The organism is Iningainema tapete BLCC-T55 (genome assembly GCF_014698965.1).
GTDB classification, from domain to species: Bacteria; Cyanobacteriota; Cyanobacteriia; order Cyanobacteriales; family Nostocaceae; genus Iningainema; species Iningainema tapete.
Genome location: NZ_JACXAE010000048.1, coordinates 91,981 through 108,604, shown reverse-complemented (window position 1 = coordinate 108,604; position 16,624 = coordinate 91,981). Strand labels below are relative to the sequence as shown.

Sequence of the window (16,624 nt, the reverse complement as noted above, 5' to 3'; positions counted from 1 at the left end):
ATCGGCTTATTTCTTCGGTGAAATCAGCATCATCATATTTCGCCCTTCTTTTTTGGGCGCTTGCTGCACTTCACCAAACGACTCTAGATCGGTAGCCATCCGCTTGAGCAATTCTTCTGCCAAGTCACTGTGTTGAATTTCTCTACCCCTGAACATAACAGTGGCTTTGACTTTGTCACCATCTTTGAGGAAGCGCTCGGCTTGCTTAACACGCACGTTGTAATCGTGATCTTCTATCTTGTAGCGCATCTTCACTTCTTTGACATCAGCCGTGTGCTGCTTTTTGCGAGCTTCCCGCGCTTTCTTTTCCTGCTCAAACTTATATTTCCCATAGTCCATAATCCGACATACTGGCGGATCAGCTTTATCACTGAGCAACACCAGATCCAGCTCTTTTTCCTCCGCTAGCTGCAGTGCTTCCTGCGGGGAAAGAATTCCTAGTTGGGCGCCATCGGTATCAATGACCCGAATTTTCGGGAAGCGAATCCTTTCGTTGATTTGGGGCAGATCGCGACTTCTTTTCTTCTCAATCACATTCATTATGATTCGTGGGAGCTGTTAATTATGAATTTGGCTTGGTTGTGAGTAGTCCGCAGCGGAAGCAAGATTGCATAACTGAGGACAGAAAAAGGAAACTCTATTTCTAGAGTAGCTAATCCATAAACCTGTGATGGTAATTGTTGTATTTGTCATTCTACTCATTGCGAGAGAACTTTTGTCCAATATTTAATCTAAGTTAGACAATAGTAGCATTCTTTAACTATTGTAACTGGTTTACGAAAGTGATTGACATTTTATTCATCAATACATTTCTATAATATACATATTACGCGCTCATATACTTTTTATTGTTTGTGTATTTATAATAACTTTATATTTTGCTAATTATTCAGTATTACTTTGTAGTCAAATATATAATCATTTGGAGGTAACTATGAACGGCAAGGTTCATTGGCAGCAAAGGGTAGGTAATCAAAGGGATTGGGTCTGGCGGGGCTGGCAAATCCGCTACACATATATACGTACTTCTACAAATCACCAAAACACTACTCCCCTGATCCTGTTACATGGGTTCGGTGCTTCTATTGGACATTGGCGACACAATTTAGAAGTGCTAAGTGAACACCATACAGTTTATGCTCTTGACATGCTTGGTTTTGGTGCTTCAGAAAAAGCCCCGGCAAACTATAGCATACATCTTTGGGTAGAGCAAGTATACGACTTTTGGAAAGCTTTTATTCGTCAACCAGTTGTATTGGTGGGGAATTCTATTGGTTCATTGATTGCTCTGGCTGCTGCCGCTGCTCATCCAGAAATGGTGCAAGGTGTGGTGATGATGAGCTTGCCCGATCCTTCATTAGAGCTTGAAGCAATCCCTGGTTGGTTACGACCTACAGTTTCAACCATCAAATCTATTGTAGCTTCTGGGATTGTACTGAAAACTGTGTTTGGGGTATTGCGCAGACCAGGTATATTGCGACGATGGGCGGCGATCGCCTATGCTAATACTGAAGCCATCACAGATGAACTAGTAGAAATCATAGCAGGGCCTACCCAAGATCGGGGTTCAGCCCGCGCCTTCACTGCTCTTTTCAAAGCAACAATTAGAGCAAACTTCTGCCCTAGCGTTAAGACAGTGCTACCCACTCTAACAATTCCCATGCTTTTGATTTGGGGGCAGAAAGACAGATTTGTTCCCCCAGCACTGGCTAGTCAATTTGCTCAATACAACGAGAACTTAGAATTGCTCAATCTTGAAGGTGTAGGGCATTGTCCCCATGATGAAAACCCAGAACAGGTGAACCAAGTCATTTTAGATTGGATTGATAGATCTATATTTCCGAAACAACAAATTGTTGTCCATCAGGTATGAACGTAGAGACGTTCCGGCGGAACGTCTCTACAAATATTAACCAATCGTAACTTGTGAAGTGTCAACAGAGGTAGCACCATTTACAGAGCGTGCCACAGAAACCATTTTGTTGAGAATATCTTGGCTGGGAACTTTCCCTTTCAGTACTACAGTACCACTAGTTTGCGCAACCCATAGAGTATCAACGTCATCTAATTGGGGATCTTGGTCAAATGCTAGAGCTACACGCTTTGCTAATCCACTTTGATCGTATTCCCCATTTAATCCTACACGCTCTGGGGGAATTGATTGAGTAGCAGCAGGAGCAGCGGCTTGAACTTGCTGCTGCACTGGTTGTGGCTCAGGATTTACTTGTGCGTTTTGCGGTTTTTCCAGTCCAAATAGTCTTTTTAACCAACCCATAAATTCTTCTCCTGAAGTTCTTATTTATAATTGTAAAATACTTGACAAAAGAGCGACATCTGCCTGTTAAGATATGTGCAGCGAGACACACATCTGCTTTCGGTATGATTTCCGCACTACGTCTCTATTCCTTCTGTTGTTTACACTCTTGCTTCTAATAGCTCACAAATCATCACCTTCATTCAAAGAAAGAATTTCCTGCAACTTAGCAACTAGCGGAGGTAAACCGCTAGTAACAATATCCCAGATAATGTCAAGGTTGACATCAAAGTAAGCATGGCTAAGTCGATCCCGCGTTCCGGTAATTTGTCGCCACGGAATTTCCGGTATACTGTCTTTGGTTGACTGGGAAACGTTTTTGGCTGCTTCACCCAAAATCTCGATCAGCCTTACAACTGCTAGTGCCAGCATAGCGTCAGTATCCAAGTCAGCGCGACTACGCCCTTGGGTAAATACAATTGCCTGATTCGCCGCATCTAACATGTGACGCAGGCGTACATTATCAGTTTTTGACATACTGCACTTGTGCTTCTGCCAGTACCTGAGATCGGAAGTAGCGACTGATATCTTCAGGCGTATTGAGATCAACCACTCGCCCTAAAAGCTGAGAGAGTTCATCCTGAATGTCAATGAACGCAAAGCCGGGGGTGTATCCAGGTTCAAACTCAACTAAAATGTCTATGTCGCTATCAGAGCGAAAGTCATCACGCAGAATGGAACCAAACAGAGAAAGTTTACAAATGTGATAACGCTCTGCAAGTTCAGCAATTTTGTCTTTAGGTATTTCAATAGGTGATTGGGTAATTACTCCGGTCATTTTGGTTCTAAAAGAAAAACTCTGAACTTTAAAAATAATTTGTTGTTACATTCTATCACAACTATCCGAAAAGCAAGATAATGAAGTAGAAGCTTACATATAGTCTAAGTGTAAAATAACTCCTCCCCAACAAAAATGGTTGACATCCATAAGGTAATTAGTGCGATACATGATTGCGCGTTCTGCTACCCTAGTTATTAATCAAGCGCAGCGTAATGAAACTGTCATCAAAATATTAAAGGATTTAAAGCTTGATCCAGTACAACCCCCAAAAGATGTTGATGGTGTTTATGCTTATGCTTTAGTAGAGTATGGGGTATATAAGCCTGAGCCTATTCTTAAACTTTTTCGAGAAAAAGAGATTAAAAATGCTTTTTGGCAAGCTTATTCTTCTAATAATCCTTTAGGATTTCTCAAAGAAGTAGAAACATTTACGGATTGGAATACATTAGGGGATGATATCCGAGCAGCAGGAATTGACATTCATCCGGAGCTAGAAGAGTTTGGAAAAGTTTTTATCAGCGTAGCCCAACGCACTAAATCATTAGAATTTCAGCCTTATCCAGACTGGAATATGGATGAGTATTCACAGGAGTTTAAACCATTAATCAAAGAAAAAATCCGGGCATTTTGTGGACGCAGATTTGTTTTTGAAGCTTTTGCTCAATTTCTTAAAAATAACTCCAACGGTTACTTTATTGTAGTAGGGGATGCGGGGATGGGAAAAAGTGCCATTTCTGCTAAATACGTTTTTGACTACAAATCTCCGTGCTATTTCAATATTCGTGCTGAGGGACGCAATCGACCTGAACAGTTTTTGGAAAGTATTCGACAACAATTGATTAAGCGTTACCAGTTACAGAATTCGGAAAAATCTGATTTACCAACTTTACTTGAGAAAGTGAGCAAAAAACTTCTTCCTAATCAACGTTTGGTGATTGTGGTTGATGCACTTGATGAAGTAGAGCAAGAACAGAAATCAGGCGATAATCTATTGTATTTACCTACTACGCTTCCTGAGCATGTTTATTTCCTACTAACCAGACGACCTTATACTCAAGAAACAAAAAGGTTGTATGTGTCTCCTGGTGTTCCGGTGGAGGAGTTTGATTTAAGGGCAAGTCAGTATGTAGATTTCAGCCGTGATGATGTGAAAGAGTATATTCGCTTATTTCTGAATAACGATCCAGAGCATAAATTAGCTTTGCGTAAGTGGATACAAGACCGTAATATTTTTACTGAAACGTTTGTTGAGCAGGTCGCAGCCAAAAGTGAAAACAATTTTATGTACCTGCGCTATATTTTACCAGGAATTGCTCGCGGTTTCTATCAAGACCTGACTTTAAACCAATTGCCAGATGGTCTAGAAGACTACTATCAACAACATTGAGAGCGGATGGGGATGAATAAAACACCCCAGGAAGCAAAGGTAATTATCCTGTTTATCTTAGTCGAAATTGGTACGCCAATTCCCTGTGAGATGATTGCCAACATTGCTGATAAAGATGAATATGATGTGCAATCTGTTTTGGATGAGTGGGTTGAGTATTTGAAAGCACAAGAAATAGAAGGAGAAATCTGCTACAGCATTTACCACGCTAGTTTTCTTGACTTCCTCAAAGCAAAACGGGAATTAAAATCTACTCGTAAATTATTTGAGGATGTAAATCAACGCATTGCTGACTCGGTATATTTAGGTGAAGATGAATAAATTACCTCATTCAGTAGCAAAAAGCCCTGCCTATCAACGCGCTCGTCTAACGGCATTACCTAATTTAGTTAAGTCAAATAAACCTGGTCATTTAAAGAAGTATTTTCAACTTTTAACTAGTTTTGACTATCTAGTAGAAAAAACTCAGCATCCTAACTATGGAGTAGATGCGCTGATTACTGATTATGATTTGATTAATCACCCGGAGGTAGAAAATAATCCAGACTACAACCAGGAAAAGGTAAAAGCGCTGAAATTAATTCAAGGAGCACTGCTACTGTCAGCACATATTTTATGTCAGGATAGGACGCAGCTAGCAGAACAATTATGGGGTCGTTTGCTATCTTTTAAATTGCCAGAAATTCAGGCAATGCTTAATCAGACAAAGCAAATTAAAACTCCTTGGTTACGTTTGTTAACACCTAGCTTAACTCCTCCCGGTGGACGTTTGTTACGCACCTTCACAGGTCATAGCTACTCGGTTGTTAATGCAGTCGTCGTCACCCCCGATGGCAGGCAGGTGATTTCTGGTTCAGGTGACAACACGCTTAAAGTTTGGAATCTGGAAACGGCGCAGGAGGTTTTTACTCTCACTGGTCATTGCGGCTGGGTTATTGCAGTTGCCGTCACTCCGGATGGCAAGCAGATAATTTCTGGTTCAAGAGACAATACTCTCAAAGTCTGGGATCTGGAAACGGCACAGGAGGTCTGTACCCTTAGTGGTCATCACGACTGGATTAATGCAATCGCCGTCACCCCGAATGGCAAACAGGTAATTTCTGGTTCAGGTGATAACACGCTCAAAATCTGGAATCTGGAGAGTGTACAGGAAGCCTGTACCCTCAAAGGTCATAGCAATTCAGTTTATACAGTTACCGTTACTCCGGATGGTAAGCAGGTAATTTCTGGTTCATGGGACAAAACTCTCAAAATTTGGAATTTGGAAACTGGATATGAGGTGTGTACTCTTACTGGTCATAGCGACTCGGTTAATGCAGTTGCCGTTACTCCGGATGGTAAGCAGGTGATTTCTGGTTCAAGAGACAAAACTCTCAAAATTTGGAATTTGGAAACTGGACATGAGGTGTATACTCTTACTGGTCATAGCGACTCGGTTAATGCAGTTGCCGTTACTCCGGATGGTAAGCAGGTGATTTCTGGTTCAGGTGACAAAACTCTTAAAGTGTGGAATCTGGAAAGTTTACAGGAGGTTTGTACTCTCACTGGTCATAGCAACTCGGTTTATGCAGTTGCCCTCATTCCCGTTCGTGAAGCATTTTCAAATGAGTTTGGCAAGCAGATGATTTCTGGTTCATGGGACAAGACTCTCAAAGTTTGGAATTTTCATGCAAAGGAAGTTTGTAGCCTAAAAGCTCATAGCAACTCGGTTAATGCACTCACTGTCACCTCCGATGGCAAGCTGGTGATTTCTGGTTCAAGAGACAATACTCTCAAAATCTGGAATCGGGAAAGTACACACCTCCTATGTACTCTTACTGGTCATCGCGACGCGGTTTTTGCTGTCACCGTCACCCCAGATAGCAAGTATGTAATTTCTGGTTCATGGGACAAGACTCTCAAAATTTGGAACCTAGAAACGGCAATAGAAGTGTGTACTCTCACTGGTCATCGCGATGCGGTTTTTGCCGTTGCCGTCACCCCCGATGGCAAGCAGGTGATTTCTGGTTCAGGTGATAACACTCTCAAAGTCTGGAATCTGCAAACGGCAACAGAGGTGTGTACCCTCATCGGTCACCGCCACTTGGTTTTTGCAATCGCCATTACCCCGGATGGCAAGCAGGTGATTTCTGGTTCAAGAGACAATACTCTCAAAGTCTGGAATTTAGAAAGCGGAGAGGTTCTTGCTACTTTTACTGGAGAGCATCCGTTACTTTGCTGTGCTGTTGCACCAGATGGTGTAACAATTGTTGCAGGGGATAGTTCAGGGGGGGTACATTTTTGGCAGTTGGAGAACAGCAACGAATTATGAACACCCCACCACGATCTCCTACTCAAAACCTAACAGAGTTTCAGCAAGTCATTCGAGAAAAGAGCGATAATTTTGTTGGTCGTGAATTTGTCTTCGCCGCCATCACCGACTTTCTCCACCGCTATAACCGGGGTTACTTCACTATTGTAGGCGAACCATGCACATCCTATCCCTTCATTATCCCGATGACTTACTTATTACCTCCGGCAAATCACCCCAAGCATTAGAAGTAGAACTCAAATTTTTGCTTGCAGTCAAACTATTTGAGCTACGCCGACTATCGCTTGGTAAAGCCGCCGCTTTTTGCAGTATGAACAAACCCCAATTCATGTACGAACTAGGGCGTTTACAAATCCCGGTTATCAACCTAGATGATGACCAAATTGCCGACGAATTGCGTGATGATTAACTCTGTCATTATTGCCGATAGCAGCCCCCTCATCTCCTTGTCAATTATCGCGCAACTGGAACTTTGGATGATGCTCAAGCACGACGGGTTGCAGAACGCTTAGGAATTCGCCGGATAGGTACTCTTGGCATTTTGCGTAAGGCAAAAAAAGCAGGCTTGATTGTTGAGATTAAAGTATATATTGAGCAGTTATACACCAATGGAATTTATATTCGACCTAGCCTCATTGATGCAGTGCTACGGGATGTTGGAGAAATTTAATTATCCAATGGCATAATATCATGAAAGCGGGAGAAGTCGATACAGCGTCTACCGTCTTTTGTTCTTGATAAGATATCTACAAATCGCATATTGAGGAAAATTTCTTCTGAGATATACGAATGACGAGCATGGATAGTTTGGGAAACTGTTTCATCCAAACCAGTAAAAGTCACCACTATTTCCATGTTATCTTCAAGCATCATTTCTGGTGTCAAGCCATAAAGTGGACTACTCTCGTCAATCGTATGCATTACTGTCCAAGTGAGAGCGAAAAGTGGTGAGTGTTTGCGCACTAGTTGTAAGTCGAAAAAGCGCCGCATTGCCTCTTTTTCTAGAGTAATTTCGCTACGCACCAAAGTAACATTGAGTTGTGCTTCTAAAATCCAGTTTTCCCGCTCGTTACCTACCCGAAACATTAATGTTGGCATTCCATTATAAGGAGTAATTACTGCCACACGACTAAACAGTACTCGCGCTCTGGGAATGGAAAATCGGGCAAACATGAGTCCAGTCGCCATCGCTACTCCCAAAAGTCCTAACAGTGCTTCGGCTGTGACTAGGGCATTGGCATAAGCTGTTTTGGGATACATTGCTCCGTAGCCAATAGTTGCCATAGTTTGAACACTGAAAAAAAAGGCATCAAGGAAGTTACCTGGGCGTGCGTTGGCAATGCCATCGCCTGCTGCGATGTATGCTAGGGCAAATAGGGCATTAGTAATGAAGTACCCTGAACATACGAGTGCCAAGAACTTGGGCCAGGAAAGAGTGAGTAGCAAATGGTACAAGTCACCCCAGTGGAATTTTGGTGTACCTTTTCTGACTACGTTGAAGCCTCCATCCCGGTTCATAATCAGGGGTGGCGGTGGAGCTTTACGACGGATTCTTTTCATTAAATGTAAAGTTATGGTAGAAGTAACCCAGAATAAGCAATTTATCTTAATTATGTGATTAGAGACTGATAAAATTTTCTCTCATGTGTAATCAGCTTGGAGTCAATTGTCCCTTGGGCGAGCGCTCACCTCGTTCAACTGCACCCAATGCCTTTAAAGAAGCTTTCTCGGCATCGGTTAAACCAGTAACGCCAGTAATTTCCATACCTTCGTAAAGTCGATCAGAATGAAGTTGACGCCATCTAGTACACTTTTGTACATCCCAAAGCTGAATATTTTCATCTTCACTACCACTAGCAAGTAGCTTACCATCAGCACTAAACGCCACGGAACGAATTGCCCCTGTGTGTCCCCGTGTGAGAGAGTCTAAAAACTCACCTGTACTAACTTTCCACAGCTTAACGGTAGCATCGCCACTACCAGTGGCAAGAGTTTGTCCATCAGGACTAAATGCTACTGAGTATACTTGTTGACTATGCCCCTCTAAATTTTGAGATTCACCTGTGCTAAGATTCCGTAGTTTAACGGTTTGGTCTTCGCTACCACTGGCGAGAATTTTTCCATCAGTACTAAATGCTACTGACCAAACTAAGTTTTTGTGGTCTACAAAAGTTTGAATACATTTCTCTGTCTGAATATTCCAAAGCTTGACTGTACTATCAGCTCCACCACTAGCAAGCATATTGCCTTGAGGACTAAAAGCTACAGAACAAACCCAGTGGCTATGTCCTACTAGAACTTTAAGGCATTCTCCTGTATGAATATCCCATACTCGAATAGTCCGATCTTCGCTACAACTTGCAAGGGTTTGCCCATCAGGACTAAAAACTACTGTCCACACCCAGTTTGTATGTCCTGTTAATGTCGTTTTGCATTTGGTGAAGCTAATATCTCGAATATCCCAGAGTTTGATGGTGTTGTCAGCACCGCCACTAGCGAGAATTTTACCATCAGGACTAAAAGCTACAGAACGAATACGTCCAAGATTTTCTCCTATTGTGTAGCAAACACAAGTACGCCAATCCCAAAGTCTGATTGTTTCGTCATCACTACCACTGGCAAGAAGTTGTCTGTCTTGACTAAAGGCTACTGAGTAGACACAACGAGTATAACCTTGTAATACATTGAGCGGATTGCCTGTTGCCACGTCCCAAAGTCTTGCTGTTTGGTCGTCACTGCTACTAAGTAATGTGCGTCCATCCGGACTGAAGGCGATCGCCCACACCTGACTATTATGCCCTGTTAAAGTGAGTAGACATTCACTTGTGTCCATGTTCCATAACTTAATTGTCCGGTCTTCACTGCAACTAGCAAGGATTTTTCCATTGGGATTAAAAATTACCTCGTAAACTTTTTTACTATGTCCAACAAGTGTTTTCCTGCAATTTCCGGTAGAAATATCCCACAGTTTAACAGTTGTATCTTCACTGCTACTAGCTAGTATTTGTCCATTGGGACTAAAACCAACAGAATAAACTTCACCATTATGCCCCTTTAAAGTTTTCCAGTAAACACAGGTGTTAATATCCCATAGCTTAATTGTGCCGTCGGCGCTACTACTAGCTAAGAGGGACTGTGAACTAAAAATAACGGAAAAAACCTGATCGTTATGACCATAAAGGGTGGTTAAGCAATTTCCCGTGTTCACATCCCAAAGTTTAATGGTTTGATCTTCACTAGCACTTGCCAAAATAGAACCGTCTGGGCTAAAAGCAACGCAGTATACTTTACCTGTATGTTCTTTAAGTGTATTGAGACATTCTCCTGTAGATAAATTCCAAATTTTGATTGTGTAATCTGCACTGCCACTTGCAAGAAGTTGGCTATCTGGACTAAAAGCAATTGTCCAAACCCATACACTATGACCTTTATATACGCGCAGTTGTTGAGAATCTGAAGTTCGCCACAGACGAATTTCTCCATTAATTACACCTGTAGCAAATAAAAAGCCATCTGGACTAAATTCAACCGTGACTAAACTTGACATAGTTTCAGTAAATACAGAGCCAGTCAAGTCGGCGAAATTTAAGCTAGTTTTTTGTAAATTGACATCTTTGAGATAGGCTTGACGAATAGTTAGGTGAGAAAAATCCCGTCCACTCAAATCTATTTGTGATTGACTAATTTGCAGTTGACGCAGTAAATTAATTAAGTTACCAGCAGCATATCCTTTTTTAAGTAAGGGCTGTTGTTGTAAATTGGCAAGCATTCTGCGTAGCTTGGATTCTAGTTCTTTACCAAAAACACTAAGTAGCTTATTCTTAACTGGTTCGAGAATTAATCGCTCTTGTGATTTGCGGATGTAATCAAGCGATCGCGCCTTCATCAAAGGATATGTATTCACAAATTCCAAGGTTGTTCCAAGGTAAATTTCTTGATAAGCCTGTTCAACAAATTTCTCTGTGACATACTCTATCACCACCGATGAAGACCGAAACCTACTGGAATCTGCTTCTTTTTCAATCAGACTTCGCCGTAATAGAGACTCCACAGCTTCCAATACCGTGGTTGCTCTTTCTGGGGTGATTAAATTATCTTTAAGTTCTTTGAGAGAAACATAATCGCGATGAATTGCTAACCAGTACATTAGTTGTTTTTCTAACTCTGACAAGCGATTAAACTGCTGCTCTATAAGAGTCCTAATTTCGCCGTAGACTGCTGTCTCTTGCTGAATTTGGTTTAAAAATTCACCAACATTATTGCCAAATAAGTCGTAAATTGTGGTAGCGACAATCTTTAAAGCTAAGGGGTTGCCCGAATATCGTTCTACTAGTTCACACAGTTGAGCATCTGAACAAGAAAATCCTTTATCTTGCAGCATTATTCTAGCTTCTTCTAGATTTAGTCCCCGCAGATGTAATACCTTTACTGGCAGGTTTTTCCCTTCTAGCAATGCTACTTGCTTGGGCTTTTCTCGGCTAGCTAGCATTAGACAACTTTGGTGTGCCGCTTCTGCTACTTTTTTAAATAAATAGCCGTAATTCTCATATCCTGGTTGATACTCTCCGGCTCTTTCGTAAGGTTTGCCTTCTCCACTACGCAGTACTGTTTCTACCTTGTCTAAAATGATCAAACAACGGTGTTTTCTCAACACTTCCATCAGTCGAAGTATTTTGCTGTTATCGTTGTCTGGCAATTCAGGTTCAGCATCTTTAGGTAAGAATTGTAGTAACTGTGTGAGTAGAGTGCTGATTGGAGGAGCATTACTGAGCGATCGCCAAATTAGATAATGAAAATGTGTTTGTAGTTTTTTGGCAACCCGTGCTGCCAGTACTGATTTGCCAATACCGCCAATGCCTAACACTGTTACCAACCGACAGCGAACAGAACTATCGCCCACTATCCACTGTTCTAACTCCGAAATCTCTTTTTCTCTACCCGAAAAACCTTCCACATCAACTGCTTCTCCCCAATCTTCATGTAGCGTTTTGCTAATTGCTGTACCTGCTTGATATTGCGCTATTAGCCTTTGCTTGAGGTTAGTAAGTTTTTTATTACTACTACCTTCTATGCCAAATTTACGGTAGCTTTCTCCTAGTCTTTTTCTCACCGCTGCTTGGGAAATTTCTAACTTAGCGGATATCTCGATACCTGAGTAGTCTTGTAATGCCAGCAGCAAAGCATCTAGCTCTGTTGTAGTAACACCATTCTTGGCTGCTACTTCTGTGATGAAACTTTCTGGAAGTTGAGACATATTAGCAGCGTTATCCATTTCACCTTGCTCCACATAACATATTAGTATGTGAGACATTTCTTTATAGCACGGCTGAATAGCCAAGAAAACCGTATCCCGCGCTCACATGGTTAACTGTCTTGTGAACTTTTTTATTTTTCCATTGATTTTACTGACACACACACGTGAGAAAGCATATTTGACGCTCGAACTAAGTAAGGCAATAGACTACACGCACAAAATCTTTGCTTCAGCTTAATTTACCGCGAGAATATCGCTGAAGCCACAAATTTACTGAATATGACTGATAAAAAAGGTATTTAAGTTTTTCTAAGTGAATCTGTTGGAAGAAATGATGTAGATTGACCAAAAAGCTCAATTATTGTCTTTTTACTTAATTAATCTCTCCCAATATTTTTTGTATAAAACATGACAACTTAATTCTAGCAATGTGAGATAGTAATGTCTACAAAAGCTAAAATACTTTACAAAATCTTAGAAAAAATTAAAACTTTTGCTTGCACTTCCTCAAAAATATATCTATATTAGAGGTAAGTTATCTATATGTGAGGTAAGTAGTAATAATCGTGTTTCCAAGAAAAATTTGTAGTTTGCAGCTTTGTGTCACCTTTGTTGAGTAATTGCAGTCGTGATTAACGGTCAATAAAAACGGAGCAATGGATATGACAACCTTCTCACGTTCACAATTTCCTGAGTTTTTCAGTGGTTCTGATGGGATTAAAATCCAGTTGAAGATAGGAGATACGCCGTCCGTTGTCAGACTGCAAGAGCAAAGAAATCTTCACATTGGTGAGCAGCAATCTGGTTTAATAGAGTTGCCTTCGGTATTTTCGCACATGAGCTTTCTGCTGATTGAGTCTTTGTCGGTAACTCAACATGGAGAATTTTTTACTCGTAGTAAAAAGGGCAGTTACGAAACCATTGTTGAACTAGGTGGACATACTAGTTATCGTTACCACTTAAATAGAAAAGAACTAGAAGAAATTCAACAAATATACGAACAAATCTTGGAAAATTGGATTGGATGGAGACTACGGGACAAAAAGAATTAAGATACCGTGTTTAAATTAAACTTTGAAAGCTGCCAAATAAAAGCACTTTCGGCTTTCTGTTTAGATTCGTTGACTAATGTTGTAGTAATCATCTTCATTGCTCCAGGATTGAGAGTATAAATTTGAACCTACAAACATACTGTTTTGTTCTGTTGTATAACTATAGCTTGCCATTTGTGTACCATCTCCGGCGGTTTCTGTGACAATCTGACGTACTTGGGCATCAGTTAGGTTATTGTTAGCGCTGAGCATCAGAGCAACTACACCACTAACGTGAGGAGCTGCCATTGATGTGCCATTGTAGGAAGTATACTTATTCCCTGGAATTGTGGAATAGATATTTACACCAGGGGCGGTAACATAAGGAAGTGGATTAGATCCTGCTTGGTTAGAGAACTTAGCCATATTCCCATCTTGATCGACTGCACCAACTGCAAGTCCATGATTGTTGGCATAACGAGCAGGATAGATTGGTGCTGCGCCACTATTATTGCCAGCTGCCATCACAACAATCGCACCTTTGCTACTAGCATATTCAATTGCTGCCTCTAAAGCAGCGTTGGGATAAGAACCACCCAGGCTAAGGTTAATCACATTTGCGCCATTATCTGCAGCATAAGTAATACCTTTAGCGATGGAACTATAGGTGCCTGTACCTTGATCGTCTAAAACTTTGACTGGCATAATTTGAGCATCATAAGCAATGCCAGTAACACCTATGTCATTGTTTTCTCCAGCAATTGTACCAGCGACGTGAGTGCCATGACCAGTTTTACTTCTGTCGATCGCATCATTATTATTGTTAACAAAGTTCCAACCGTGAATATCGTCAATATAACCATTGCTATCATCATCTATATTGTTACCAGCAATTTCTTTAGTATTCGTCCAAACGTTGTCATTTAAGTCTTCATGATTATAGTCAACTCCTGAATCTACAACAGCGACTACGACACCCTTACCGGTATATCCTTGTGCCCAAGCTTCTGGTGCTTTTACTTGATCGGCTCCCCAATTATTCCCGCCTAAGTTGGGAACATCAGTAAAGGTATTTTGTCCTGCGGCTCTAGCTACTGCGGCGGCGGCATTTACGAAGCCATAGCCAGAAGTGCGGTTGTAAGTGCCTTGACTATTATAGTAGCTATTACCTAAAATGAAATTATCATTTTGAGATGTAGTAGTAGTATAAGTTTCAGTTACTAAGTCATTACTACTATCTAGACTGTTGATGATTGGGTTAAAGCTACTATGACTAGTCAAATTTAAGCTGTAGTCATTGTTATAATTAGAGCAATTTGGTGAGGAGAGAGAAGAAATATTTAGCCCTATTTCGTTTAAATTGGTACTAGTAGTATTTATGGGCATGAGTAGTTTCTCCTCAAATTACAACTTTTTTTGACAACACAATTTGTTAAAACGTGCTCTCAGCATGTTTTAATTTATGGTTGGGTTTACCTTAGTTAATAATTACTATTTTCTAGTTCCGAAAGTTGATCATAAATTTACAAATTTAATTAGGAAAATAATATTTTTCTCAAAATGTTTATGAGATACTATAGGTAAACAACAAGATCCCCGACTTAAAGAAGTCGGGAATCTGAGTGAATTTATTGATGCCAACCTACTTAGTATCGTGATAAAAAAATCTTTAGTCGGTGTTGAAGCCATCCTACGTTTCCACAACCCAAACCCAGTACCCGAACTGTGGATGGAAGGTGTCCTTCAGGAGCGCTTAAGCTAAAGATATAATCCTCATATTTACGCCACTCACTATTGACAAGATTCTCTAACCATCCGACGCGATCGCCAAAACGCTTGTAGTCTTCCTTAGCATCTAGCCAGGTACGCTTTTGGGCGCTGAAACCAAATTTTCCATCACTATATTTTATCCAAAGATTCTCAATAATACGAAGGTCTTGACGAGAAAACCGTTTAATGTCTTTATCGTCTAACCAGCGTTCTTCTTCTCGCTCACATACCCTGAGCATACAAGCATAGGTTTCTATGTCAGCTTCATTCCACTTGTTTTCTGCTAACAGTTCTTGCAATTTCGAGTAGTCAAAACCCGAAGATGGGGAAACAATGGTCAATTTTGCTTCTAATTTAGAAAACTGTAACTGCAAATTTGACAAAGAGTGTAGGATTTGTCTTTGCAAATTATTTTCATCAGTGGTTGGCTTTTGTTGAATCTGCGGCAATTGAGATAATTGTTCCTTTAATTGTGCTATCCCTTCAAGAATTTGAGAGTTTGTGGTTTGTTCATTAGTCATAATTTCTTTCATAGCTTGTAGTTCTATTTGAGTAGCATGAGCCGCCGTCTCTGCATCAGCTAACCTGTCTCTTGCTTCTTTTACACTTTTTTCAGTAGTTGCCAGCCGTTCTTGTGTAATTTTAAGCTCAGATTTCAATGTCTGTATTTCTGTTTGAAAACTGTAGAGACTCGTTTCTATACTTGGTTTGTAAGTAGCTTTAAAATTTGCTAATTCTTCCTGTAACTCTTCGCGTGTACGTCTTAGTTCTTCTATTGACATTTCATAGTAACCAAGTGGAGTTTTCCAGTCATTAGCACCTGCTTTATTCATAATCAACCTCTATAAATTTTATTTACCTTTCAATAATTTCTGTACAGGCTTATCTAGCACCAGAGTATCTTTAACATCATAATTTTTCATTGTGTCGCGCCAGAACTCACAAAGTAAACCATACTTGAGCCAGTCTTCAATAGCCCTTCTTTTCAATTCAGGAGCCTTTTTTACTAAAGCAGCCATCATTGCTGCATTTTGTTGAAGTTGTCCATAAATCTTTAGTACCTCATCAATTGGAGTATTTTCGTTTAACTTACTCAGTTCATAGCACTCGCTTAATTCATAAAGTTCAATGTCAGAAAGCATACCACCAGGCTTAAATCCTATTTTCAGCTTCCGTCTACAATCATCAAAGGGATTTGGCAATGCATGAGATAAATGCTTTTTAAATTCATTCCGAATCAGTTCTAGCTTTCCATCTATAATTACGTCTATCTTATCAACTATCAGATTGGCATCTTGAAATAACTTATCCTCTAAAACATGGATTTCTACCAAACTATTTTTAGTTATTTCTTGAGTAGAGTGTAAAGCAGCCATTACTACAAGTGAAATTTGATTAATTCTGTTTTCCAAATAAGCATCAGTTTGACCTATGGTTTCTCTTAAATCTCTTAGTGCTTCTTCACGTACTTCATCTATTTTTTCCAGGTTATGCTTCACTTTATCATCAGCTTTATCCAGTAGAAACTCAAGATCGGCTTTCACCTTACTTTCTAATTTCTCAGTTCCTTCTATGGCTTGTTTAATGCGTTCTTCAGTTATATAATCTAGCTTGTCAGCTAAAGGGTAGAGTTTTGTATCAAACAAGTAACCTATCTCTTTGCTACTAGATTTCAAAAAATCCTGCGAAACCTCCTTCGCTGCACGCTCCAATTTTTTCACAAAACCACCAAATATCCATCCCAACATTTCTGAGCATCCCTTTACCGCTAAACTG

General features: G+C 40.4%; 17 protein-coding genes. 8 read left to right on the top strand and 9 right to left on the bottom strand.

The genetic code is table 11. The features are described from left to right. Window positions 1–6 precede the first annotated feature (6 nt). Window positions 7–540, bottom strand: a complete 534-nt coding sequence (gene infC / locus ICL16_RS13205; protein WP_190828272.1) for a translation initiation factor IF-3 — start codon at window positions 538–540, stop codon at window positions 7–9. Between the two features lie 394 nt (window positions 541–934). On the opposite strand from infC, the gene ICL16_RS13200 reads away from it, so the two are divergent. Next, window positions 935–1,873, top strand: a complete 939-nt coding sequence (locus tag ICL16_RS13200; RefSeq protein ID WP_190828270.1) for an alpha/beta fold hydrolase — start codon at window positions 935–937, stop codon at window positions 1,871–1,873. 36 nt (window positions 1,874–1,909) lie between these two features. Here the strand turns inward: ICL16_RS13200 and ICL16_RS13195 are convergent, their stop codons facing one another. From ICL16_RS13195 to ICL16_RS13185, 3 genes are all read right to left on the bottom strand, one after another. Then, window positions 1,910–2,275, bottom strand: coding sequence for a BON domain-containing protein (locus ICL16_RS13195; protein WP_190828267.1), 366 nt, complete (start codon window positions 2,273–2,275; stop codon window positions 1,910–1,912). A gap of 162 nt (window positions 2,276–2,437) precedes the next feature. After that, on the bottom strand, window positions 2,438–2,791 hold the full coding sequence (locus ICL16_RS13190; RefSeq protein WP_190828265.1) for a HepT-like ribonuclease domain-containing protein: 354 nt from the start codon (window positions 2,789–2,791) through the stop codon (window positions 2,438–2,440). Next, window positions 2,778–3,092 carry a nucleotidyltransferase family protein gene (locus tag ICL16_RS13185; protein ID WP_190828262.1) on the bottom strand — a complete coding sequence of 105 codons (315 nt, stop codon included), beginning with the start codon at window positions 3,090–3,092 and terminating at the stop codon, window positions 2,778–2,780. The genes ICL16_RS13190 and ICL16_RS13185 overlap by 14 nt, the downstream gene beginning before the upstream one ends. Window positions 3,093–3,261: 169 nt before the next feature. Between ICL16_RS13185 and ICL16_RS13180 the strand changes: the two genes are divergently transcribed. The 6 genes from ICL16_RS13180 (at window position 3,262) to ICL16_RS13160 (ending at window position 7,463) form a co-directional block, all read left to right on the top strand. Further along, on the top strand, window positions 3,262–4,482 hold the full coding sequence (locus ICL16_RS13180) for a P-loop domain-containing protein (protein ID WP_337906996.1): 1,221 nt from the start codon (window positions 3,262–3,264) through the stop codon (window positions 4,480–4,482). A 12-nt stretch (window positions 4,483–4,494) separates the two neighbouring features. Further along, on the top strand, window positions 4,495–4,803 hold the full coding sequence (locus ICL16_RS47225) for a hypothetical protein (protein ID WP_337906995.1): 309 nt from the start codon (window positions 4,495–4,497) through the stop codon (window positions 4,801–4,803). After that, window positions 4,796–6,793, top strand: a complete 1,998-nt coding sequence (locus ICL16_RS13175; protein WP_190828260.1) for a WD40 repeat domain-containing protein — start codon at window positions 4,796–4,798, stop codon at window positions 6,791–6,793. Before ICL16_RS47225 ends, ICL16_RS13175 begins: the two co-directional genes overlap by 8 nt. Then, window positions 6,790–7,020 carry a hypothetical protein gene (locus ICL16_RS13170; protein WP_190828258.1) on the top strand — a complete coding sequence of 77 codons (231 nt, stop codon included), beginning with the start codon at window positions 6,790–6,792 and terminating at the stop codon, window positions 7,018–7,020. The genes ICL16_RS13175 and ICL16_RS13170 overlap by 4 nt, the downstream gene beginning before the upstream one ends. Next, window positions 6,951–7,202: a UPF0175 family protein gene (locus ICL16_RS13165; protein WP_190828255.1), complete on the top strand. Its 252-nt coding sequence runs from the start codon at window positions 6,951–6,953 to the stop codon at window positions 7,200–7,202. The genes ICL16_RS13170 and ICL16_RS13165 overlap by 70 nt, the downstream gene beginning before the upstream one ends. Window positions 7,203–7,265: 63 nt before the next feature. Then, complete coding sequence (locus ICL16_RS13160) at window positions 7,266–7,463, top strand: PIN domain-containing protein (protein ID WP_238360756.1); 198 nt, start codon at window positions 7,266–7,268, stop codon at window positions 7,461–7,463. Here the strand turns inward: ICL16_RS13160 and ICL16_RS13155 are convergent. Further along, the gene (locus tag ICL16_RS13155; protein ID WP_190828252.1) at window positions 7,460–8,353 is read right to left on the bottom strand and encodes an ion channel; all 894 of its coding nucleotides are present in this window, start codon (window positions 8,351–8,353) and stop codon (window positions 7,460–7,462) included. The genes ICL16_RS13160 and ICL16_RS13155 overlap by 4 nt on opposite strands. A gap of 91 nt (window positions 8,354–8,444) precedes the next feature. Then, window positions 8,445–12,104: a WD40 domain-containing protein gene (locus tag ICL16_RS13150; protein ID WP_238360755.1), complete on the bottom strand. Its 3,660-nt coding sequence runs from the start codon at window positions 12,102–12,104 to the stop codon at window positions 8,445–8,447. A 605-nt stretch (window positions 12,105–12,709) separates the two neighbouring features. Here ICL16_RS13150 and ICL16_RS13145 point away from each other — a divergent pair. Continuing rightward, the gene (locus tag ICL16_RS13145; RefSeq protein ID WP_190828250.1) at window positions 12,710–13,099 is read left to right on the top strand and encodes a hypothetical protein; all 390 of its coding nucleotides are present in this window, start codon (window positions 12,710–12,712) and stop codon (window positions 13,097–13,099) included. Between the two features lie 60 nt (window positions 13,100–13,159). Here ICL16_RS13145 and ICL16_RS13140 read toward each other — a convergent pair whose 3' ends face one another. From ICL16_RS13140 to ICL16_RS13130, 3 genes are all read right to left on the bottom strand, one after another. Continuing rightward, the gene (locus ICL16_RS13140; RefSeq protein ID WP_190828248.1) at window positions 13,160–14,464 is read right to left on the bottom strand and encodes a S8 family peptidase; all 1,305 of its coding nucleotides are present in this window, start codon (window positions 14,462–14,464) and stop codon (window positions 13,160–13,162) included. A 260-nt stretch (window positions 14,465–14,724) separates the two neighbouring features. Continuing rightward, window positions 14,725–15,681 carry a GUN4 domain-containing protein gene (locus tag ICL16_RS13135; RefSeq protein WP_190828245.1) on the bottom strand — a complete coding sequence of 319 codons (957 nt, stop codon included), beginning with the start codon at window positions 15,679–15,681 and terminating at the stop codon, window positions 14,725–14,727. An 18-nt stretch (window positions 15,682–15,699) separates the two neighbouring features. Then, on the bottom strand, window positions 15,700–16,596 hold the full coding sequence (locus ICL16_RS13130) for a hypothetical protein (RefSeq protein WP_190828239.1): 897 nt from the start codon (window positions 16,594–16,596) through the stop codon (window positions 15,700–15,702). Between the last annotated feature and the right edge of the window lie 28 nt (window positions 16,597–16,624).